24 protein-coding genes are annotated in these 22,245 nt (G+C 45.7%); 13 read left to right on the top strand and 11 right to left on the bottom strand.

The features are described from left to right. Window positions 1–43: 43 nt before the first annotated feature. Window positions 44–640, bottom strand: a complete 597-nt coding sequence (locus tag LZT21_RS04830) for a urate hydroxylase PuuD (RefSeq protein ID WP_233923914.1) — start codon at window positions 638–640, stop codon at window positions 44–46. Between the two features lie 154 nt (window positions 641–794). Between LZT21_RS04830 and LZT21_RS04825 the strand changes: the two genes are divergently transcribed. After that, window positions 795–1,718 (top strand): hydroxymethylglutaryl-CoA lyase, encoded by a 924-nt coding sequence (locus LZT21_RS04825; RefSeq protein WP_233924083.1) that lies wholly within the window; start codon window positions 795–797, stop codon window positions 1,716–1,718. Between the two features lie 2 nt (window positions 1,719–1,720). Here LZT21_RS04825 and LZT21_RS04820 read toward each other — a convergent pair whose 3' ends face one another. The 5 genes from LZT21_RS04820 to LZT21_RS04800 are packed head-to-tail and all read right to left on the bottom strand — an operon-like array spanning window position 1,721 to window position 6,786. Next, window positions 1,721–2,497: a 3-hydroxybutyrate dehydrogenase gene (locus tag LZT21_RS04820; RefSeq protein ID WP_233989564.1), complete on the bottom strand. Its 777-nt coding sequence runs from the start codon at window positions 2,495–2,497 to the stop codon at window positions 1,721–1,723. A 54-nt stretch (window positions 2,498–2,551) separates the two neighbouring features. Beyond that, complete coding sequence (locus LZT21_RS04815) at window positions 2,552–4,948, bottom strand: xanthine dehydrogenase family protein molybdopterin-binding subunit (protein WP_233989562.1); 2,397 nt, start codon at window positions 4,946–4,948, stop codon at window positions 2,552–2,554. Beyond that, window positions 4,932–5,417 (bottom strand): (2Fe-2S)-binding protein, encoded by a 486-nt coding sequence (locus LZT21_RS04810; protein WP_233923911.1) that lies wholly within the window; start codon window positions 5,415–5,417, stop codon window positions 4,932–4,934. Before LZT21_RS04810 ends, LZT21_RS04815 begins: the two co-directional genes overlap by 17 nt. Before the next feature lie 41 nt (window positions 5,418–5,458). After that, on the bottom strand, window positions 5,459–6,316 hold the full coding sequence (locus LZT21_RS11910) for an FAD binding domain-containing protein (protein WP_233989560.1): 858 nt from the start codon (window positions 6,314–6,316) through the stop codon (window positions 5,459–5,461). After that, the gene (locus LZT21_RS04800; RefSeq protein ID WP_233923909.1) at window positions 6,313–6,786 is read right to left on the bottom strand and encodes a CoxG family protein; all 474 of its coding nucleotides are present in this window, start codon (window positions 6,784–6,786) and stop codon (window positions 6,313–6,315) included. Before LZT21_RS04800 ends, LZT21_RS11910 begins: the two co-directional genes overlap by 4 nt. A 110-nt stretch (window positions 6,787–6,896) precedes the next feature. On the opposite strand from LZT21_RS04800, the gene LZT21_RS04795 reads away from it, so the two are divergent. The 8 genes from LZT21_RS04795 (at window position 6,897) to LZT21_RS04760 (ending at window position 14,005) form a co-directional block, all read left to right on the top strand. Then, a complete protein-coding gene (locus LZT21_RS04795) occupies window positions 6,897–7,577 on the top strand; it encodes a TetR/AcrR family transcriptional regulator (RefSeq protein ID WP_233923908.1) in 681 nt (226 codons plus the stop codon). Further along, the gene (locus tag LZT21_RS04790) at window positions 7,574–8,032 is read left to right on the top strand and encodes a VOC family protein (RefSeq protein ID WP_370634775.1); all 459 of its coding nucleotides are present in this window, start codon (window positions 7,574–7,576) and stop codon (window positions 8,030–8,032) included. Before LZT21_RS04795 ends, LZT21_RS04790 begins: the two co-directional genes overlap by 4 nt. A gap of 7 nt (window positions 8,033–8,039) precedes the next feature. Further along, window positions 8,040–9,305 carry an FAD-dependent oxidoreductase gene (locus tag LZT21_RS04785; protein ID WP_233923906.1) on the top strand — a complete coding sequence of 422 codons (1,266 nt, stop codon included), beginning with the start codon at window positions 8,040–8,042 and terminating at the stop codon, window positions 9,303–9,305. A 48-nt stretch (window positions 9,306–9,353) separates the two neighbouring features. Next, window positions 9,354–10,592: an ABC transporter substrate-binding protein gene (locus tag LZT21_RS04780; protein ID WP_233923905.1), complete on the top strand. Its 1,239-nt coding sequence runs from the start codon at window positions 9,354–9,356 to the stop codon at window positions 10,590–10,592. Window positions 10,593–10,656: 64 nt separating this feature from the next. Further along, complete coding sequence (locus LZT21_RS04775) at window positions 10,657–11,553, top strand: branched-chain amino acid ABC transporter permease (RefSeq protein WP_233923904.1); 897 nt, start codon at window positions 10,657–10,659, stop codon at window positions 11,551–11,553. Window positions 11,554–11,565: 12 nt separating this feature from the next. Continuing rightward, window positions 11,566–12,546 carry a branched-chain amino acid ABC transporter permease gene (locus tag LZT21_RS04770; protein WP_233989553.1) on the top strand — a complete coding sequence of 327 codons (981 nt, stop codon included), beginning with the start codon at window positions 11,566–11,568 and terminating at the stop codon, window positions 12,544–12,546. Then, the gene (locus LZT21_RS04765) at window positions 12,543–13,298 is read left to right on the top strand and encodes an ABC transporter ATP-binding protein (protein ID WP_233923902.1); all 756 of its coding nucleotides are present in this window, start codon (window positions 12,543–12,545) and stop codon (window positions 13,296–13,298) included. Before LZT21_RS04770 ends, LZT21_RS04765 begins: the two co-directional genes overlap by 4 nt. Window positions 13,299–13,300: 2 nt before the next feature. Continuing rightward, window positions 13,301–14,005: an ABC transporter ATP-binding protein gene (locus LZT21_RS04760; RefSeq protein ID WP_233923901.1), complete on the top strand. Its 705-nt coding sequence runs from the start codon at window positions 13,301–13,303 to the stop codon at window positions 14,003–14,005. A 12-nt stretch (window positions 14,006–14,017) separates the two neighbouring features. Here LZT21_RS04760 and LZT21_RS04755 read toward each other — a convergent pair whose 3' ends face one another. After that, complete coding sequence (locus LZT21_RS04755; protein WP_233923900.1) at window positions 14,018–14,530, bottom strand: YqaA family protein; 513 nt, start codon at window positions 14,528–14,530, stop codon at window positions 14,018–14,020. After that, window positions 14,530–15,723: a CaiB/BaiF CoA-transferase family protein gene (locus LZT21_RS04750; RefSeq protein ID WP_233923899.1), complete on the bottom strand. Its 1,194-nt coding sequence runs from the start codon at window positions 15,721–15,723 to the stop codon at window positions 14,530–14,532. Before LZT21_RS04750 ends, LZT21_RS04755 begins: the two co-directional genes overlap by 1 nt. A gap of 109 nt (window positions 15,724–15,832) precedes the next feature. On the opposite strand from LZT21_RS04750, the gene LZT21_RS04745 reads away from it, so the two are divergent. Together LZT21_RS04745 and LZT21_RS04740 are read left to right on the top strand one after the other, a co-directional pair. Next, the gene (locus tag LZT21_RS04745) at window positions 15,833–17,002 is read left to right on the top strand and encodes an acyl-CoA dehydrogenase family protein (RefSeq protein WP_233923898.1); all 1,170 of its coding nucleotides are present in this window, start codon (window positions 15,833–15,835) and stop codon (window positions 17,000–17,002) included. Next, window positions 17,002–18,222 carry a CaiB/BaiF CoA-transferase family protein gene (locus tag LZT21_RS04740; protein ID WP_233989551.1) on the top strand — a complete coding sequence of 407 codons (1,221 nt, stop codon included), beginning with the start codon at window positions 17,002–17,004 and terminating at the stop codon, window positions 18,220–18,222. The genes LZT21_RS04745 and LZT21_RS04740 overlap by 1 nt, the downstream gene beginning before the upstream one ends. Before the next feature lie 19 nt (window positions 18,223–18,241). Here LZT21_RS04740 and cls read toward each other — a convergent pair whose 3' ends face one another. Genes cls through LZT21_RS04725 form a run of 3 tightly spaced genes read right to left on the bottom strand, consistent with a single transcriptional unit; the run spans window position 18,242 to window position 20,708 of the window. Then, on the bottom strand, window positions 18,242–19,735 hold the full coding sequence (cls, locus tag LZT21_RS04735) for a cardiolipin synthase (protein WP_233989545.1): 1,494 nt from the start codon (window positions 19,733–19,735) through the stop codon (window positions 18,242–18,244). Next, a complete protein-coding gene (locus tag LZT21_RS04730; protein WP_233923895.1) occupies window positions 19,732–20,445 on the bottom strand; it encodes an endonuclease/exonuclease/phosphatase family protein in 714 nt (237 codons plus the stop codon). Before LZT21_RS04730 ends, cls begins: the two co-directional genes overlap by 4 nt. A 26-nt stretch (window positions 20,446–20,471) precedes the next feature. Continuing rightward, window positions 20,472–20,708: a (2Fe-2S)-binding protein gene (locus tag LZT21_RS04725; protein ID WP_233923894.1), complete on the bottom strand. Its 237-nt coding sequence runs from the start codon at window positions 20,706–20,708 to the stop codon at window positions 20,472–20,474. 136 nt (window positions 20,709–20,844) lie between these two features. Between LZT21_RS04725 and LZT21_RS04720 the strand changes: the two genes are divergently transcribed. Beyond that, entirely contained in the window at window positions 20,845–21,540 is a 696-nt protein-coding gene (locus LZT21_RS04720; RefSeq protein WP_233923893.1) for an ABC transporter permease, read from the top strand. Window positions 21,541–21,544: 4 nt separating this feature from the next. Beyond that, the gene (locus LZT21_RS04715) at window positions 21,545–22,231 is read left to right on the top strand and encodes an ATP-binding cassette domain-containing protein (RefSeq protein ID WP_233923892.1); all 687 of its coding nucleotides are present in this window, start codon (window positions 21,545–21,547) and stop codon (window positions 22,229–22,231) included. Window positions 22,232–22,245 lie beyond the last annotated feature (14 nt).

Below are 22,245 nucleotides of genomic sequence, written 5' to 3'. Positions count from 1 at the left end.
TGCGGTGGGTTTTTTAGCAATTAAATCTTTAAAGACTTAAAACTTAGGAAATGATGGCGATAAACCAACCTTGGTTATGTGACTGCGCACTCATCAAAAATAACATTGGAATTGATAGTACGGTATTAATACGTGAAGTTAACATCGCAACGCGTGCCGATTTTGCCTTGACATCAGGTTCAACGGTCACAATGCCCAGTGCCCGTTTTTGATTGGGCCAAATGATGAACCAAACATTAAAGGCCATAATTAAGGCAATCCACATACCTAAACCAATTGCACGGAAAGCAGGTTGCAAGGTAAATGCTTGATGAGCGTAACCACTAATCAACGCGACTAATAAGCCTGTTACCACCGTTGCTAAAGCAGCCCAGCGAAACCAAAATAAAGCGACTGGGGCAATGACTTTGCTAATTGCGGGCTTTTGCTCATCCGGAATTTTAGGCATTGACGGAATTTGGACAAAATTAAAGTACCACAGCAAGCCAATCCACATGACCCCTGAAGTGACATGCAACCATCGAAAAGTAAACAAGGTCCAGCTATTACCAGCAAAGCCGCCTAATGCAAAAATGATAATCAGCAAAAGGATGAAGCCGGCTAATACCGTACGCCCTAATGAAGTCAGAATTGAAGCCATCTAAAATTCTCCTGTTTATAAACAATCGGTTTGATTCGCAGTAACTATAAACGATTCAGAGAATATCTTCCGCGGCACGAAAACTACAGAAATCCGCTATTCTTAATTAAAATAGATACTTAGACCTTTCTAACCTTCATTGTTCCTCTTGAAAATGACTCCTAAACGCCTGTTTATCCAGGAAGTTGTGACGCGTGATGGCTTTCAAGCTGAGTCTCAGTTTGTGCCAACGGCTGAAAAAATCCAGCTTATTAATCGCCTCAGTAATGCCGGTTACGCGAAAATTGAAGTGACCTCATTTACTAGCCCCAAAGCGATTCCGATGTTGGCAGATGCCGAACAAGTGATGCAAGGCATCAAACGTAATCCAGGAATTGAGTACACCGCCCTCATTCCAAATTTAAAAGGCGCCCAAAGAGCTGGGGCCGTTCATGTTGATGAGTTTAATTTAGTAATGTCCGCAAGCGAAGCGCATAACCAAGCCAATTTGCGCATGAGCCGTAGCGATTCGGCTGCAGCCCTACATGCGGTCATTGCATTTGCTAATCAAGCAGGTATTGCGAGTAACGTTTCTTTATCCACTAGCTTTGGTTGCCCTATTGCTGGCGCAATTAGCCTTAAAGACCTGATGCATTGGGTAGATTACTTCGCTAACTTAGGGGTACGCGGCCTAACGATATGCGATACCACTGGGATGGCGAATCCGGCGCAAGTCAAAGCCGTTTGCTACGCGGTCCAAGATAAATATCCGCATATCCAGTGGACCTTACACTTTCACAATACCCGCGGCATGGGGCTGGCTAATGCCTTGGCAGCAGTAGAGGCCGGCATTGTGCGCTTTGATTCCTCCCTCGGTGGCTTGGGCGGTTGTCCTTACGCACCAGGTGCAACTGGCAATATTTGCACCGAAGAATTAGTGCATATGTTTGATTTAATGGGCTACGATACCAATATGAATTTAGATCTTCTGTTGGAATGCTCGAATGATTTGCAAACCTTGATTGGACGAAAACTGCCTAGCCAGTTACTGATGGCAGGGAAAGTAGATCGACTTCATTCGGCGCCTCAGCAACCATAGTTTTATTGCGCTACCCATCCGCCATCCATATTCCAAGCGGCACCCCTCACTTCAGAAGCATCTGGCCCACAGAGAAAGACAGCTAGCGCACCCAGCTGCTCTGGCTTGACAAACTCTCCTGAAGGCTGCTTCTCCGAAACCAAGGCAATTTTGGCGGCTTCATTTGAAATATGTTCACGTTCAGCGCGCGCATCAACCTGCTTTTGTACCAAGGGTGTGAGCACCCAGCCCGGGCAAATTGCATTACAAGTAATGCCAGTGCGCGCATTTTCTAAGGCAGTTACTTTTGTTAGGCCAATGATTCCATGCTTAGCAGCAACATAAGCTGACTTTTCTGCTGAGCCTACTAAGCCGTGGACTGAAGCAATATTAATAATCCGACCCCAGTTGCGTTTTTTCATTGCCGGTAAAGCATAGTGGCTCGCATAAAACGCTGAACTAAGGTTGATCGCAATCACCGCTTCCCACTTTTCCACCGGAAAATCTTCAATTTTATCGACATGCTGGATGCCAGCATTATTGACTAAGATATCAAGCGCACCAAAACGTTTCTCAACTGTCAGAATCAAGTCTTCGATTTCTTTAGGCTTACTCATATCAGCACCGTGATAATCTACATCTACCCCATGAGCCTTAACCTCGGCAAGCGCAGCTTCTTTTTCACCAAAACCATTCATCATGACGTGAACGCCTTGCTGTGCCAAGGCTTTCGCAATAGCTAATCCAATGCCACTAGTTGAGCCAGTTACTAAAGCAATTTTTCCGCTTAAAAAAGACATCATTATTCTCGCAATTAAATATAAAGATAAGCAATGGTACAGGACTTAAAAAACTTATATTTTTCCTAATGCATGCAGAATTTTTTCCGAGGTAATGGGCTGCTCAAATACCTTAACTTTAAATGGCATTAAGGCATCATTAATGGCATTCATCACTGCCGCGGGCGCGCCAGCAGTGCCCGCTTCACCCGCACCTTTAGCGCCTAATTGAGAAGAGGCAGTCGGGGTTTGGACATGTGCCACTTCAATATCGGGCATTTCATTGGCCATCGGGACTAAATAATCAGCCATATTGCCATTACGCAACAAGCCGCTGTCATCATAAAGACACTCCTCATAGAGTGCGCCGCCAATTCCTTGCACAATAGCCCCGCGCACTTGCTCATCAACTAACATTGGATTTAATACTCGACCACAATCTTCAACTGCCCAATGCTTTAGTAAAGTAACAAATCCAGTATCGAGATCTACTTCAACGTAAGAAGCTTGTACACCATTCGTAAAAATAAAGGGATAATCACGTTGCGCATAATGACGAGTCACCATGAGGTCCACTTTAAAATCATTTGGTAAGGTATCGGTTCGGAAGTAACCAATACGCCCTATTTCTGAAAACGGCAGCACTGCTTGGCCAGTGGCTTTATCAATTATTTGACTACGCCGCACCAGCAATTCGGCGGTATCGCGCTGCAAAATAGCACCGGCTAATCGTAAAATATTTTCTTGCAAAGCCTGAGCTGCTAACAATACTGCTTCACCACCAATACCCGCACCGCGAGATGCCCAAGTGCCACCCCCATAGGGTGTGACGGCGGTGTCACCAGTAATAATCCGCACATCAGCAATCGGCACTCCCACGGCATCAGCGGCAATTTGGGCATAAATACCTTCGGTGCCCTGCCCCTGTTCACCAACACCTACCATGATGCTCACCACACCCGATGGGTCGAGTCTAGCTGTGGCACCATCTTGCGACGCAATGCGGGCACCACCAACCCCATAAAATGCGGCGCTCGGGTTCGTTAATTCAATTAAGGCGGCAAAACCAATGCCGCGATAAATTCCTTTTTTTCGGAGTGTGGCCTGCTCTTGGCGTAATTCTGTGTAATTCATCATTTTTTCAATGGTGCGCAAACACTGTTCATGCGAGAGAATTTCGAATTTAATTCCCGAGGCCCCCGAGCATGGATAGGCATCATCGGGAATCACATTACGCTGGCGAAAAACCAACGGATCCATCTGTAATTTTTCAGCCGCTAAATCAACCAAAGCTTCAGTGACAGCGCAAGCGATGGGATGACCAACGCCACGGTATTGACACGTGGGGGTTTTGTTTTGAAATACGACATTCAGTTGCGCCCGATAGTGTTGATGCTTATAGGGGCCGCCCACTAAATTCACTACTTGATTGCCCTCAATTGCACTGGTTCTAGGAAACATTGAATAGGGGCCAATGGCCGTTAAGTCGTCAATTTCGAAAGCCAAAATATCGCCCTGCTTAGTAGCAGCAATGCGACCTTTAACTTGATGTTCACGGGCATGAATATCACTGGTAAACGATTCTAAGCGATCAGCCACAAACTTAATCGGGCGCCCTAATAAAATAGCTAAGCCAACTGTTGCGAAATCATCGGGATAAGCGTGGACTTTAATCCCAAATGAACCACCAACATCTTTACAAATGACATGTACATCGGATTCAGCCAAACCAAATTGACGACAATATAAATCTTGCATCATATGCGGCGCTTGTTGCGAGTGATAAACCGTTAAGCGGTGATCGCCTGGGTTGTAATCGGCAATTTGACAACGAGGCTCAAGGGTTACACCAGTGTGGCGACCAAAACCAAAGGTAGCTTCAGCAATGACATCTGCAGCGGCAAATTGTGCGTCGACCTCACCCACATTTAAACTGCGGGTAAAACACAAGTTATCGCCTAGCTCAGGATGAATCAAGGGTGTTTCAGGATCTAAAGCTGTCAACATCGAGACCACAGCGGGTAACTCCTCCCACTCCACCTCAATCAGTTGTAAAGCATCTTCGGCTTGCGCACGAGACTCTGCGACCACTGCTACTACGGGCTCGCCTTGCCAGCATGCGCGCTCAATCGCTAAAGCATGTTGTGGGGCCGACTTCATCCCTGCTAAATGACTTAAAGTGGCTACCCAAGGTTTGCAAATGGTCGCCATTTGCACGCCATCAACGACGGCTAAAACGCCAGGCAGATTGCGTGCTGCGGCAGAATGGATTTGAATAATGCGCATATGTGCTACTGGTGAACGCCAATACACCACATGACCCATGCGCGGAAACTGTAGATCATCAACATAGGTGCCTTGGCCTTCTAATAAGCGTTTGGCACTATGGCGTGGTTCACTCTCGCCAATGTAGCGTTGGTCGGCAGTAACAGGATCGAGTACTAATCCCGCCAGATCATTCGGTTTGTTCACGCTGCGCCTCCAGTACATCCATAATGGCATCCACAATCGAATGGTAGCCAGTACAACGACAGTAATTACCAGAAATCCATTCGCGCACTTCGGCGCGGGTTGCTTGTGGTTGCTGTTCAATCAATTCCGCTGCCGCCAGCAACATGCCAGACGAGCAAAACCCGCATTGCATGGCATTGCGCCGCATAAAAGCGTCTTGTAACTCAGTTAATGCGCCTTGTGCAGTTAAGCCCTCTACGGTATCCACCACTTTGCCATTGGCTTGCACTGCTAAATACAAGCAACCACGCACAATTTGGCCGTTGACCCGAACCGTACATGCGCCACAGGCACCTTGCTCGCAACCCAAATGGGGGCCCTTTAAGCCTAAATCTTCCCTTAAGAAATCAACCAAATGACGGCGTGGTTCAATTTCAGCCTGGACCCTATTTCCATTCACTATCATTTCAATCGGAATTTTTGGATTCATTCTTCTTTTCCTTAATTAGCTCAAGTGCAAGCTGCGCATCTTTACTCAGCTAACATTTTTTTTAAAGCCCGCTCAAGTAGCACACCGACTAAATGACTTTTGGCTGCGGCGCTATTGGTAATATCTTCCATGGTTTCAATCTCCGCACGCGCTGCTGCAACTGCTGCTGCAATTAATTCGGCGTTCACCGCTTGGCCATTAACTAGGCTTTGCGCTTGCACCGCAGCTACCGGCGTTGTCGCTACGGAGAAAAAAACAAAATGGCAGTCGCTAAAAACTTGGCCTGTTTTTTTTGCTACCGCAGCTAAGCCTGCCACAGCATAATCGCCATGCCGTCGCGCTAATTCTTGAAAAGAGAAAACCTGTTTCGCATTTGCCAGCGGAATTTCAGTGCCCATTAAGATTTCATCAGGCGCCAAGGCGGTGGTATATAAATCGACAAAAAAATCGCTTGCTAGAATGCGGCGCTCGCCCTGCAGGCCTCGCACTACCATGGTTGCATTCACGGCAATACTGCAAGCAGGCCACTCGGCTGCTGGATCACCATACACTAATGAGCCGCCCCAAGTACCTAAATTACGAATAGCCCGATGGGCAATATGCGGAGCTGCTGCGCATAAAATCGGCGCATATTTTTTTACTAGGGCGGCGTTTTCAATTTCAGTATGCGTAACTAAAGCGCCAACCCACAAATGCTCGCCAATTATTTCAATGCCTTTTAGTTCAGTCAGTTCTGTAATGTCAATCAATAACTGGGGCTCTGATAAGCGCATATTCAAGGTAGCCAATAATGTTTGGCCACCAGCCATTAAACGGGCATCATCACCATGCTCGCTCATTAAGGCCAATACCTCGGGAACAGATTGCGCCTTAATATAATCAAACGCTGCTGCTTTCACGCTACGCCCCCATCGGTAATTTCATTAGCAAGGGGATTTAATTCTTTAGCAAAAGCTTGAAAAAAATCATCTGCAATTTTTTTTGCTGAAGCACTAATTAAGCGCCCGCCAATTTGCCCTAACTTACCGCCAATTGAGGCCTCGGTAGTAAAGCTCACTAAGGTACCTCCTTCAGCATTACTTAATTCAACGCGCGAGCGTCCTTTGGCAAAGCCAGCGGCTCCACCCGAGCCTTCAAAAGCCAGTGCACACGATTTTTCTTCAACTACTTCAGAAAGCAACAGCTTGCCAGCGAACCGAGCACGCACGGGGCCAATCTTAAACATCACCTTAGCGTGAACTTCTTCAGGCGAAATTCGCTCAATGGATTCACAACCCGGAATTGCCTTTCCCAGCACTGCAATGTCATTTAAGCCCCGCCAAACAACGGGCACAGAAGCAGCAATAAACTGCTCGCCATTGAGTTCCATTCAATCTCCTCGGGTTTATACGAATAGAGTCTTATCAACCAAGTGGTCAACAATGAACCATTATTGAACCTTTGGTCAATAAGACTAAATGAGGATAAACCCTTAAAGGCATGGAATTCATCACTAGCGGAGTTTTAGATAAGCCACCTGCCCTGCGGCGACGGATGAGCACGGTTGATCGTCATAAACAAATTATTGATGGGGCAATCCAATTTTTTGCTCGCTATGGGATGGATGGGCAATTACGTAACCTTACAGATGAACTGGGTATTACCCACACCCTTCTATATCATTACTTTCCCACCAAAGATGCACTGATTAAAAAAGTCTATCAAGAGGTTTTTGAGCGGCGTTGGAAAACCGAGTGGGAAGATCTACTAGATGATAAAACACAACTACCCGAGGCCAAGTTAAATGCCTTCTATCTCGATTACACCGCTAGTGTGCTCACTTACGACTTTGTGCGCATTCTCATTTATTCGGGCTTAAGCGACCACGCCATTAGTGATCGCTTTTTTGAATCCTTACGCTCGCGCTTAATTCCTCGCCTTATTCGTGAAACACGAAAATATTGCCACCGTAATACCCGCGCTAAACCAAGTAACCGTGAACTCGAGTTGCTAATGGGCTTGCACGGCGGTATTTTTTACATTGGTATTCGGCGGTGGATCTATGGCCAGGCGATTTACAGCCCCACGTCGCCACAGACCGATGAGGCAATTATTAAAGATCGAATTTATTCCTATCTTTTGTCTGCCCAAAATCTATTTACATCTTCAGCGAGGTCATGATGGCGCAATTAATTTTGAATCATTTCTCTATTCGTAGTTTAGAAATTGAAAAAACGGTGGCTTTTTATTCCCAAGTTTTAGATTTAAAAAAAGGCCCGCGCCCTGATTTTCCTTTTCCCGGTGTGTGGCTATATAGCGGTGCAGATAATGATTACAACAATGCAGTTCTGCACCTTATCGCGATCGATAAAAATGATCCAGAGGGCTTAAAAAAATATTTAGGTGAGCGTGACTTTACCTCTTTACAAGGCTCAGGGGCCATTGATCATATTGCTTTTTTAGCTGCTGGCTTAGGCGCTATGCTGAAAAAATTAAAAACCCTGGCAGTACCCTATCGCGAACGAACTGTGCCTGTCTTAAAGTTGCACCAAATTTTTCTTGATGACCCTAATGGTATTGTCATTGAACTGAATTATCCAGCTGCTGAAAAAGCCGCTTTAGATGCGCAAGGCTAACCCGTCAATGGCAAAAATAATCGTCGCAGGCGGCTCTCTAGGCGGTCTGTTTGTCGCCAATATGCTACTTCGCCAAGGTCATGATGTAGTTATTTTAGAAAAGGCCTTAGGCTCGCTAGATGGACGTGGCGCGGGGATTGTTACCCATGATGCGCTGGCAGAAGCACTCATCATTGCAGGCGTGCCAGTGAATGAATCACTCGGCGTTCAGGTTAATAAAAGGGTGACTTTAGCCGAAGATGGGCACTGTCTCGACGAGATGCTATTACCGCAAGTCTTAACTTCGTGGAGTAGGCTTTACCACCTACTGAAAAATCAATTTCCACCTGAGCGATATTTACAAGGCAAAACAATAATTTGCCTGAGTCAAACCGCTAGTGCTGTAAAAATTACTTGTGAAGATAAAAGTGAATACCAGGCTGAACTCTTAATTGCTTCTGATGGAATTCGCTCGGGAGTGCGGGCCCAACTTGCGCCCATGGTGCAGCCCGAATATGCTGGTTACATTGCTTGGCGCGGGGTTTGCGATGAAAGCGTGTTATCAAATTACACCCGTACAAGTCTTTTCAATTACTTCGGATTTTGCTTACCGAGTGGCGAGCAAATGCTCGGCTATCCAGTAGCAGGATCAGGTAACGACACGCGTGCTGGTAAGCGCCGTTATAACTTTGTCTGGTATCGACCCGCTGACTCGACTAGTGAGCTTACTGAATTACTCACCGATACTGATGGCATAACCTATCCCTTGGGCATTCCTCCGGCTAAAGTTGCCTGGCGCCACATAGCGCATATGCGGGAAACCGCGCGGGCGATTTTGGCACCACAATTTGCCGAAGTAACCGAAAAAACCCCGCAACCTTTTTTGCAAGCTATTTATGACGTCTATTCGCAGCAAATTGCTTTTAATCGCGTTGCCTTGATGGGTGATGCGGCCTTTGTTGGTCGCCCACATGTCGGTATGGGGGTTACCAAAGCCGGGGATGAAGCGCGTGTCATCACCAGTTGTATTGCCAGCTTTGGGGCTACCCCGCAAGCCTTGCTGGCCTATGAAAATTCCCGCCTTACACTGGGCCAACAAGTAGTAAAGCGGGCGCAGTACCTTGGGCGGTATATGCAGTCTCAAGGCAAGCAAGGAAATTCAGCAGAACTATCGGCTACTGCCGTAAAACGCAATGCTATTACAGTGATGTCTGAAACCGCAGTTGATATTAGTCAATTATTAGCAGCAGGTAAGGCTGTACCACAAGAATTCCAGCATTCAGTTAAGATTTAAAAAATAGTTATTCATTTCAATATAAAACGTTTTTATGAAGGAGACACCATGAGCCGCAAACCAAGCACAAATCCCCAGCGTCGCAAACTGCTAATCGGTGGCGCAGCTGTTGCCTCGACACCATTTTGGTTCAATATTGCCAAAGCACAGGCAGCACCAATTAAGATTGGTTTTCCAACCCCCTTAACCGGACCCTTTTCTGCAGAAGCGCAAGATCAAGCTCGAGCTGCCGAGTTAGCGATTAAAGAATTTAATGAGGCTGGCGGCTTTAATGGTCGCAAAGCGGAATTATTGGTTCGCGATGACAAATTAAATCCTGGTGAAGCTGCTACTCGCACTCTTGAGTTAATTGAAAAAGATAAAGTCGATTATGTGGTGGGCTCCTTATCTGCCGCTACTCAGCTCTCAATTAATGCAGTTTGTAAAGAGCGTAAAGTCATTTTTAACTCGATTAGTCAGTCTGATGCAATTAATGAAGTAAAAGATTGGAGCATCTATACCTTTCATGAAGCATTAAATCCCACCATGACTGCAGGCGCTGTAGCCCGCTATGCGATTCCTCGCTTTGGTAAAAAAATTGTTTTTCTCACTGCTGACTATGCCTATGGTCACGAAATGGTGCGTGCTTTTGAACGGGCGGGTAAAAAGATGGGGGCAACTACCTTGGCTGATATTCGGCACCCCCTTGGCGCAGCAGATTACTCCGCTTTCTTACCACGGATTAAAGCCTTAAATCCTGATATTTTGGTGTTATGTAACTTTGGTCGTGATCTAGTTAACTCCGCTAAGCAATGCACCGACTTTGGTCTAAAGAACAGCATGAAAATTGTTACCCCAGTGCTGCTCTACACGGCGCGGCAAGCAGGAGGCCCAGAGGCCTTTGAAGGCATCATGGGCGGCACTTCTTATTACTGGGGTCTGGAAGATCGTATTCCCAGCGCCAAGATATTTAACGATCGTTTTCGTAAAGCCTATGGTGGAGCAGTTCCTTCCGACTATGGCGCTCTAGGATATTCAGGAATTCGTAGTATCTTACAAGCCATTAAAAATGCGAAGTCTACCGATACCGCAAAAGTGATTACAGCGCTTGAACAATTAAAATATGATTGGTACAAAGGACCAGAGTATTACCGCAAGTGCGATCATCAGGCAGTACAGTCGGTTATTCTAATCGACTCAAAATCAAAAAATATGAAAGATAAGTACGACGTCTTTAATATTTTGCAGATTGATCCAGTCTCGGAAGAAAATATGCGTAGCTGTGCTGAGTTAGGATTTAAAGCCTAAGTACAAAACTGCAGCCAATGAAAGGCCGATACCCTCAAAGCTTGAATTGGGTATCGGTTTTTTAATGTCAAACGTCATGACTGGATTAACCCTCGACCTACTCTGCATGCAATTGTTGACGGGGATTGCCTTGGGTAGTATTTATGCTTTGCTTGCGCTTGGTCTGTGCTTAATTTTTGGCATGCTAACCGTCGTGAATTTTGCTCACGGTGCTTTTTTTATGGTCGGTGCATTTTTAGGGGTTTATTTTTTGGGCCTTACAGGCAGCTTTTGGTTTAGTTTGCTGGTAGTCCCACTTATTACTGGTGTAATGGGCTTAATCACCGAGCGCTTTTTGGTGCGCCCCATGTATGGTCGTGGCATTGATTACCCTCTGCTACTCACCTTTGGTCTCTCGTATGTCTTAATTGAATTGACTCGGATTATTTTTGGTATTGAGGGTATGCCGTCAATTACCCCCGAGGGTCTTAGCGGCTCAGTAAATGTGGGCTTTGGTTACTTTCCCAAATACCGACTTTTTTTAATCTTGGCTACCGCAGTCATTATTTTATGCATCTGGTTATTTATTCAAAAAACCCGCTATGGCTTAATTATTAAAGCAGGTTCACGTGATCAAGAAATCCTTAAGGTATTGGGTGTTGATATTGCCACGGTTTGGTTGTTAGTATTTGCAGTTGGTACAGCTATTGCAGGCCTCTCGGGGATCTTAGCCTCGCCTACTCGTTCGGTTAATCCTGAAATGGGTATTCCTATTTTGGCCGAGTCTTTTGTGGTGACAGTTGTAGGTGGTATGGGTTCACCCGTTGGCGCCGTGGTTGCCGGCTTACTAGTGGGCATTGTGTACAGTATGACTTCACTATTTGCGCCCGATTTGGCCGAACTTTCCATTTTTGTCTTGATGGCAGTAGTGCTAATTATTCGCCCACAAGGTCTGTTCGGTAAAGCCGGATTAATGGGTTAAATCAAATTCACCATGCCATCAACCCAAACTAATCTCGCGAAAATAACTCAAGCTATTGCTCGTCATCGCGTAATTTCAGTCGCTATTGCCTTATTGATTCTACCCTTCGTTATGCCCTATGAAGCACTGGCAATCAATATTTTGGTATTTGGTTTATTTGCTATGGGCTTTAATTTATTGTTTGGCTATATGGGCCTACTGTCTTTTGGCCATGGTGCATTTTTAGGTATGGGCGGTTACCTTACGGGTATTAGCATGGTTCATTTCTCATTACCATGGGGTTTGGCAATTGTTATTGGAGTGCTTGGGGCTGCGCTTGGTGGCTTGGTGATGGGCTTTTTAGCGATCCGCACGCGCGGCATTTATTTTTCAATGGTCACGCTTGCCTTGGGTCAAATTATTTATTATATTTTTTATAAGGCTGAAAGCCTGACGGGCGGCGAAAATGGTTTACGGGGTGTAAAAGTAGATTCATTTTCTTTCTTCGGTTTCACTGTAGATCTGCTTAATCCAATCACTAAATACTATTTTATTTTTATTTTTGCACTGGCGGCTATTTGGTTTGTATCGCGTATTTTAAATTCACCACTAGGCGCAGTCATGGAGGCGATTCGCGAAAATGAAAAACGGGCTGCTGCTTGCGGCTTTAATGTTGCGCGTACCAAGCTACTAGTCTTTATTTTATCTGCGGGAATTTGTGGTTTAGCCGGGTCATTGCGAGCCTTGCATCTGTCGATTGTACCAATCGACTCCTTACATTATTTGCAATCGGGCCAAGCGGTGATGATGAGTATTTTAGGGGGGATGGGTACCTTCTTTGGGCCCTTTATTGGCGCAGCAGTCATGCTCTACCTTGAGGACGTTATCACTAATTTCACCACGCATTGGATGTTAGTTGTTGGTCTTATCTTTATGTTTTTTGTACTCTTTTTTCCGCAAGGAATTTGGGGCAGCATTTTGCATAAATTACCGCTTTCAAAAAATTCAAAATGAGTCTCTCGCCAACTCCCCCTATTCTTGAGGCGCGCAACCTCACCATGTACTTTGGTAAGTTTCGGGCACTTAATGATGTTTCAGCGAGTTTTGCAGCGGGCTCATTAACGGCGATTATTGGCCCTAATGGCGCTGGTAAAAGTACTTTTTTTAATCTTCTCAGCGGCGCATTTCCTCCGTCTAGCGGCGAGATCATCTTTAATGGCGTTAATCTCACTGGGCAACCGCAATATGAGTTTCCGCGCCAAGGAATTTCGAAAAGCTTTCAAATTACTAATGTTTTTAAAAAACTTAGCGTGCACGAAAATGTGCGGGTTGCCGCCCAAATGGAGGTGTCTCGTTTTAATTTCTTGAAAAATGCACAGAGCTATCCCGACCCCATCATCATCGCGAATGAATTACTGCAACGCGTGAATTTAGAAAAATTACGCGATCGGAAAGCTGGTGATTTAGCCCATGGCCAACAACGTGCCCTGGAAATAGCCATGGCCCTAGCCTGTAACCCCAGCTTATTATTATTAGATGAGCCTACTGCAGGCATGTCACCTGAAGAAACACTAGTAATGATGGATTTAATTCGTACCCTCGCTACTGAGCGTACCGTCATTTTAGTTGAGCACAAAATGAAGTTAATTATGGGTCTTTGCCAACGTATTATTGTTTTACACCATGGTGAATTTTTGGCTGAAGGCAGTCCTGATGAAATTCAGAGTAATGCTGAAGTTCGACGTGTTTATTTAGGTCAGGGTTGATGATGTTAAAAGTTGAAAAGCTCAACGCCTGGTATGACCAAAGCCACGTCATTCAGGGCCTGAATTTAGAAATTCATCGCGGCGAAATTGTGACCCTTATGGGACGCAATGGCGCTGGAAAAACGACTACTCTGCGTACCTTAATGGGTTTAGTTGAAAAGCGCAGTGGCACTGCCCTATTTGATGGAAAATCGTTTCTCGAGCAACCCGCCCACCTGCGTTACCACCTTGGCTTAGCTTACGTTCCTGAAGATCGACGTATTGTGCCGGGCTTAACAGTAAAAGAAAATCTTGAGTTAGGTGTTATTGCCAAAAAATCGCGCGGCGATTTGCATGCCTTAGTTGATGAAATAGCAGAAACCTTCCCACGTTTAAAGGAGCGCCTGCATCAAGATGGTAGCTCACTCTCTGGGGGTGAACAACAAATGCTCGCTATCGCCCGAGCCATGATTGGTAAGCCAAAAATGATTTTGCTTGATGAGCCGTCTGAAGGCATCATGCCAGTTTTAGTCGATGAAATGTTTGAATTATTTGCTCGCATGCGCAGTCAAGGTATCACTATTTTATTGGTTGAGCAAAATGTACAACAAGCCCTGTCTATTTCTGATCGAGCCTATATTATTGATCAAGGCGAAATTGTATTTGAAGATACTGCGCAACGTTTACTTGATAATGATGACATTCAGCAAAAATATTGCGCTGTTTAGGTGGCTCTAAGCTTAATGCAAAACTGGTAAATGCAACCATTCGGCCAATTGATGCCAATACTGCATTGGGATTTCAGTTAATAACCAAGTCATCATTATAAAACGTAATAGTTTTCCAATTGCCATATAAATTAGGCAAGGTAGCCAAGCTAAGCGCATCCAGCCTGCAACCACACAGAGGGGGTCGCCAATGATGGGTACCCACGCCAATAATAATAATTTTGGCCCACTGCGTTCAAACCACTTGCCAATGCGGTAATGGGTTGGGCCCTTTAATGATTCATAAGCATTGCGGGCAATTAAACCCATCCACCAGTCGAACATACCACCTAAGGTATTGCCCAATGTCGCGACCCCAATCGCAGCCCAATACATATCGGGTCGCAAACTAATGTATCCAAATAAAATGGGCTCAGAGCCCAGCGGAATCAGAGTTGCCGAAGCAAAGGCGGTAATAAATAAAGTGCTTAAGCCCACGCTAGGTAACTGCGCCCATTGCAATAATTGCTGCAGTATTTCTGCCATTAAGCAATGACCCCAGCTGCACGTAAGGAGATAATTTGTGCCGCAGTTAAACCTGCTGCTAATAACACCGCATCGGTGTGCTCGCCAAGGGTTGGTGCACGTTGACGAATTGCACCAGGGTTATGAGATAGCTTCGGGAAGATGGCTGGCATCGCTACCGACAAACCGTCGGCAGACTTTACTGTAGCAATTGCCCCACGGGCAGCATAATGCGGGTCGGTAGCAATATCCTGCGCGGTATAAATCCGCCCTGCGGGCACTGCGGCATGTAATAAGCGCTCTAACAAGTCCTCTAACTGAAATTGGCAGGTCCACTCGCCAATCGCGGTATCAATCTCAACTGCTCTTTTAGCGCGCCCATCGTTGCGAGCCAAGGCTGGGTCTTCAGCCAAATCAGCGCGGCCAATTAAATTCATTAAACGCTTAAAAATCGAATCACCATTGCCTGCTATCAAAATATATTGGCCATCGGCGCAAGGATAGGCGTTCGAGGGCGCAATGCCAGGTAGGGCACCCCCTGCCGGTTGCCGAATAGTGCCAAATACCGAATATTCAGGTAACAAACTTTCAGTTAAGTTGAAAACCGCTTCGTACAGGGCAACATCAATCATTTGCCCTTCACCACCACGCGCATCGCGCTCATACAGGGCCAATAAAACACCTAATGCTCCATGCAGGCCTGCAATCGTATCGCCCAAAGAAATGCCAGCGCGTACAGGTACACCCTCAGGCTCACCAGTGATATAACGCAGTCCAGCCATGGCCTCGCCAATTGCTGCAAAGCCAGGTTCATCGCGCCGAGGTCCATCTTGACCAAAGCCAGAAATGCGCAACATAATTAAGCGCGGATTAAGGCGATGTAAATCGTCCCAACCTAAGCCCCATTTTTCCAGGGTACCGGGGCGAAAATTTTCAACTAAGATATCAGCCTCTACAGCTAAACTGCGGGCAATTGCTTGCCCCTCAGGAACGCGTAAATCAAGACAGACCGATTCTTTATTGCGCGACTGCGCTTGCCACCAAACAGAAGTTCCTTCATGCAACATGCGCCATTTACGCAAAGGATCGCCCTCGCCGGGAGCCTCAACTTTGATGATCTCAGCGCCAAAATCAGCTAAAGTTTTGGCAGCAAAAGGGCCAGCAATTAATTGCCCTAACTCCAACACCTTAATCCCTGCAAGAATTTGCCGCATTGCCTACCCCCTGATTGATGACTACTCCATAAGCAATTCGATTATGCTAGAGGCATCAAAAGATTAATCCGTCTATTTTAATTGCGTCTCAAACTAAACGTCTTAAACCATGAACCCCACTATTCCCCAGCCCGACCAATATCAAGCTATACGTGAAGCCCTCAGGGCAATTTGTGGGCAATTTGATTCGGCTTATTGGCAGGCGATTGATCATCAGCGCGCCTATCCAGAGGCCTTCGTCAAAACCCTGACTGAAGCAGGCTGGCTATCCGCCCTCATTCCTGAGGAATATGGTGGCTCTGGTCTAGGCTTGGCAGAAGCATCGGTCATTATGGAAGAGATTAATTTTTCTGGGGGCAATGCTGGATCCTGCCATGGACAAATGTACAACATGGGAACCTTACTGAGGCATGGCTCAGAAGCACAAAAACAGCTTTACTTACCCAAAATTGCCGCCGGCGAATGGCGCTTGCAAAGTATGGCAGTTACTGAACCGAGTACTGGCACCGATACGACAAAACTAAAAACCATGGCAGTGAAAAAAGGGGATCAGTATTTTATTCATGGTCAAAAGGTCTGGATTTCGCGCATTCAACATTCCGACTTAATGATTTTATTAGCGCGTACCACCCCCTTAGCAGAAGTAAAAAAGAAATCGGAGGGCATGTCCATTTTTATTGTGAACTTGGCCAATGCAATCGGTCAGGGCATGGAAGTGCGCCCAATTAATAACATGGTCAATCATGAAACTAATGAAGTATTTTTTGACAACCTCGCAATTCCTGCGGAAAATTTAATTGGCACTGAAGGGCAAGGCTTTAAATATATTCTCGATGGGCTAAATGCAGAGCGCGCCTTAATTGCCGCTGAGTGCATCGGCGATGCGTACTGGTTTATTGACCGCGCACGTCGCTATGCCAATGAACGTATCGTCTTTGATCGCCCCATTGGTAAAAATCAGGGCATTCAATTTCCTCTCGCTGAAAGTTATATTGAAACTGAAGCCGCCAATTTAATGCGCTTCAAAGCCTGTAACCTATTTGACGCTAGCGCTGCATGTGGTGCCGAAGCGAATATGGCGAAATATTTAGCTGCAAAAGCCTCATGGGAAGCAGCCAATATGTGTATACAAACCTTTGGTGGCTTTGGCTTCGCCAGTGAATACGATATTGAACGTAAATTTCGTGAAACCCGTCTGTATCAAGTAGCCCCCATTTCAACCAACTTAATTTACGCTTACATTGCTGAGCATGTTCTCGGTTTACCCCGCTCCTTCTAATGTCTTCCACTCAAGCCAAGCCCCAGCAAACCCAGGTGGCCCAACGACCCCTTGATGGCATCACGGTGATAGCCTTAGAGCATGTGATTGCAGCGCCCTTTTGTACTCGCCAGTTGGCCGACTTAGGGGCCCGCGTCATTAAGATTGAGCGCCCTGGTTTAGGCGACTTTGCACGTGCATACGACACCCGCGCTAAAGGCATGTCATCCCATTTTGTTTGGGTTAATCGTTCCAAAGAAAGCTTAACGCTTGATTTAAAACAAGCGGCTGCCTTAGAAATTTTGCATAAGCTACTACAAACGGCTGACATCTTCGTACAAAACTTAGCGCCTGGGGCCGCTAGCCGTATGGGCCTGAGTGCCGATCATTTGCAAAAAGTCAATCCACGCTTAATTTATTGCGATGTTTCTGGTTATGGCAATGACGGCCCCTATCGCGATAAGAAAGCCTACGACCTATTAATTCAAAGCGAAGCTGGGTTTTTATCGGTTACCGGTACACCAGATGAACCCAGTAAGGCGGGAAACTCGATAGGTGATATTGCTGCAGGTATGTATGCCTACTCAAATATATTGGCTGCGCTGCTACTTCGTGAGAAAACGGGTCTTGGCTCTTGTATTGATATTTCGATGCTGGAATGTTTAAGTGAATGGATGAGTTTCCCGCTGTATTACGCGATGGATAATACGGATCCTCCTTCACGCAATGGTGCCTCGCATGCCACTATATATCCGTATGGACCTTTTCTGGCGGGGGATGGTAAGACGGTGATGCTAGGCCTACAAAATGAGCGGGAATGGTTGCAATTTTGCCGTCAGGTTCTTCTGAATGAAGCACTAGCTATTGATCCTCGCTTTAATAGTAATGCCCTGCGTAATGAGAATCGTGCCGCCCTTAAGCAAATTATTTTAGATACCTTTCGCCCGCTTAATAGCCAACAAGTCATTGCTAGGCTTGATCAGGCTCAAATAGCCAATGCGCAATTGAATGATATGGCTGGCTTGTGGCAACACCAACAACTAGCCGCTCGGCAACGCTGGGCCGAAGTAGAAAGTGCGAGCGGTACGATGCCAGCGCTCATTCCCCCCGGTATTAATGATGCCTATGAATACCGCATGGGTCCCATACCCAGTGTAGGAGAACATACCACCGCTATCTTAGAAGAATTAGGCTTGTCGGAGAATGAAATTAGTACACTACGCCAAGCAGGCACAATTTAATTTTTAAACCTCACTCTGCTTAGAGTAGCGGTGAAATTAAATATGCTGCATTTTCTTTCAGCCTTTGTAGGCGACTGCGTTTAGCCCAAGCCACTGGATCAACAAAACTCGATTTTTGAATATACGTTTGCAAGAGGGCATTAAGGCGCTGACAAAATTCAGTGTTATATACCAGTAAACTAATTTCAAAATTAAGATGCAGACTACGCATATCAAAATTAACCGAGCCAAACATGGCTATGCGCCGATCGATGAGTAAACTCTTGGTATGTAACAAGCCGCCATTAAATTCAGCAATGCGCACTCCCGCCGCCATTAACTCTTCATAATAACTACGACTACTAAGTGCCACTAATTTGGAATCATTCTTCCTAGGCACAATTAAAGTGACATCAACGCCACGATGGGCTGAAGCCATTAAAGCCTGCATTAAGCCATCATCCGCACCAAAATAAGGAGTGGTAATGATTAAACTTTCGCGCGCATCAATTAAGGCCGAGAGGATGAATTGATACAAAATATCATCGCGCGCAATCGGTCCCGTCGATAATTTTTGCGCCAAAATAGTGCCTGGCAAAATCTGCTGTTGAAATGACCGGGGATAAAATTGCGTCACTCGAGGGTTACAAACACTCCAATCTATTTGGAAAGTAGTTTCAAATTCAGAAACAACGGGGCCCTGTACCCGTAACATCGCATCAACCCATTCCCCTACGTTCGCATCTTGTTTAAAAGTGCGTGGATCAACTAGATTCATACTTCCCGTCCAAACAATGACTTCATCGATCACAAAAATTTTACGATGCAAACGTAAGTCAACTCGTCGAAATTGAAAGTTGCCAAAATGAATTGGTAAAGCGGCAATTAATTCGACTCCCGCATCCCTTAAGCGCTCAGGCCAAGCTGAATTAAGCCAATCTTTGCTCCCTAATGAATCCAGTAGCACCTTACAATCGATCCCCCGTTTTGCAGCCCTAATCAGTGCTTCAGCTACCTTATCGGCATCACCGCCAATGGCCCATATATAAAACTCTAAGTGCAAAGATTTTTTTGCCGCTTCAATATCAGCAATAAAGTGAGACAAAATAGTTAGCGAATCAGTCAATAAATCAATTCGGTTACCTGCAACGACAGGGGAGCCAAAGTGGGATGCGGCCAAACGACTGATAGCTTTTTCCTCAAAAGGTAATTGATCTTGGTCAGCCTGATAAAAACTAAATGCGGCATTTAATTGCTGCTGGAGTGCATCTTTAAGGTTCTCGGCCTTGTCCATTAAGGCGCGCCCAATCGATTTACCACCGATCAGGAAATAGGCAATTAAACCCAAGAAAGGAAAAATAAGCACCACGCCAAGCCAAGCTAAAGCGACGCTAACAGTGCGTCGCACCCAAATTAAATGCAGCCCAATACAGGCAACTGCAATAAAATGTAAGGTGGTAAAAAAAAGAAAGTAATCGCCTAAAAGAAAGGTATCACCATATATATTCTGTAGCAGTTTATAAAAATAAATCATGTCAATTCCAATTCAGTCGTAATCCCTAAATGGTCCGATAATTTTTCCCAATCGTGCAACAAGGCCGCCGAATGAATTTTCAGCCCACGAACATAAATTCGATCCATCGGTAAAATGGGTTTTATGCTTGGAAAGGTTTTTGCTGGAACTCCAGTTAACTCCTCAAATACTTCGCTAAAGCCCGCGGCGCGCATTGGCTCACTTAGACGGTTACGCCAATCGTTGAAATCACCAGCCACGATAGTTGGCCCGCCGGCAGTTAATTGCTTAATATGCGCAATAATTTCAACTAATTGACGCTCGCGTCCACTTTGAAATAAAGCTAAGTGAACGCAAAAACAATGAATTACTGGGCCATTTTCAGTAAGTTGAATTTGGCTATGTAGTAAGCCCCGCCGCTCGAAACGATATGCAGAGATATCGTAATTAAGGCCTTTTTGTAAAGCATGTTGCGAGAAAATAGCATTGCCATGGTGCCCGTGCTGATATTCAACATTTTTCCCATAATGCCAATGGCGCCAAAACCCAGCTGATAAATAATGGGTTAATTCATTATGTGGCCACCATCCATACCGTTTTGCTCTACCACGATGCTCTTGTTGTAATTCTTGGAGAAAAATGAGGTCAGCATGTTGGTGACGCATTTTTTGGCGCAAGCCATAAATCGTTGGGTGCAGATGCAAGGCCGAGAGCCCCTTATGCATATTCATGGTAATCACCCGCAGGCGCTGACCCTTCAAGTCGGCCCCACTGCATTTTGGCGACGGATGCGTGCCGCATAAATTTCACTGGCAACTAAATCTTCGCATTGCAAGCATTTATTACAAATCGAGGCCTGCTCGCGCAGCTCCTCAATCGAGGCAATCGGATGCGCATCGAGGTATTCGCGTAAATCTTCATCCCATACCCCATTGCAAAGACAGATGACTTCAGCCATGTTGAAATTAATATTCCCAATATTTGAATGCCCCATTTTGCCACTGCTTCTATTAATTGCGATGGCCAAGGGAGGCGTCTATAAATAAGATGAAAGCTAACTTGCTAGAATCAATACCTGAGCGTTTCTTGCGTAACTTACCATTTGGATCCTTTAGCCCTTATTCCACTTCATGCTTTCAGCCATTAACGATGCCCTACTTCTTCTCGGCCAGCCCAATAGCGGCATTCTGGGTATTGTGCTGGTCTCTTTGCAGGTGAGCCTCAGTGCACTCTTCCTTGGTTGCATAGTGGGCCTACCTATAGGCGCCCTGCTTGCAACGGAATCATTTACAGGGCGGCGTTTTTTGATCGTCGTCTTAAATAGCTTGATGGGCGTGCCCACTGTTGTTGTTGGAGTGGTAGTTTATTTGCTCTTATCGCGCACTGGGCCGATTGGTAATTGGGGTTGGTTGTTTACTGTCAAAGGCATGATTCTTGCACAATTTTGCTTAACGACACCTTTAATTGCCGCCTTAAGTCGTCAGCTTATTGAAGATGCCTGGAACTACCATCGAGAGTCGTTTTTATCCTTGCAACTAGCTTGGTTACCGCGCCTTAAATGGCTTATCTGGGATTGCCGTTTTTCCTTATCAATTGTTTTATTAGCCGGTTTAGCACGCGCCATTTCTGAAATTGGCGCAGTCATGATCGTTGGCGGTAACATCGATCACCATACCCGTACCATGACAACTGCGATTGCCCTCGAGACGAGTAAAGGTGATTTACCGCTAGCCCTAGCCTTGGGATTAATACTCATGTCTTTAGTAATTGGCGCCAATCTGATTACCTATCTGATTCGCCATAATGCGGAACAACGCTATGGATAAGCAGATGATTGCAATCCGTAAGCTGCAACTGGTTTTAGATAATAGAATTATTTTAGATATTCTCAGTGCTGATGTTCCCGCAACAGGAGTAGTCGCTTGTATTGGCGCAAATGGCGCTGGTAAAACCTCTTTATTAAAAGCTTTGCATGGCATTGTGCAGCCCCAACAAGGAAATATCACCATGCCATTACAACATCCCAGTGGCGCATTACGAAGCGCGCTGGTATTGCACCATACGCCAATGATTAAGGCGTCCGTACGGGCTAATTTAAATTTAGTGAGCGATTCGCCTTACCCTCCTGCTCCAGGTGCTGTAGATGTTATGTTGCGGGAAATTGGCTTGGCTCATTTAGCACTAGCCCCAGCCAAGAAGTTATCGGCTGGTGAGCGGCAAAAACTGTGTATTGGGCGAGCGCGCTTACTCAAACCACAATTAGTTTTACTTGATGAGCCCACAGCAAATTTAGATCCTAACGCCACCGAACAAGTTGAAGCATTAATTCGGACTCTCGCACAAGAAAACACCGGGGTGATTTTTTCTTCTCATCAGCTAGCCCAAGTGAAACGTTTAGCTAATTACATTATTTTTATGGATGCTGGCAGTATTGTTGAGTGTGGCACTCCGAAGGAATTCTTCAATAACCCCCAAACTACCGCCGCTAAACGTTTTTTACAATTTAGTGGCGGCTGATTGATTTAGCTTGA

The sequence above is a fragment of the Polynucleobacter sp. IMCC 30228 genome (assembly GCF_021395205.1).
In the GTDB taxonomy this organism is placed as follows: Bacteria; Pseudomonadota; Gammaproteobacteria; order Burkholderiales; family Burkholderiaceae; genus Polynucleobacter.
Note: the sequence above shows the minus strand (reverse complement) of the source record. Positions and strands in the feature narration are given on the sequence as shown.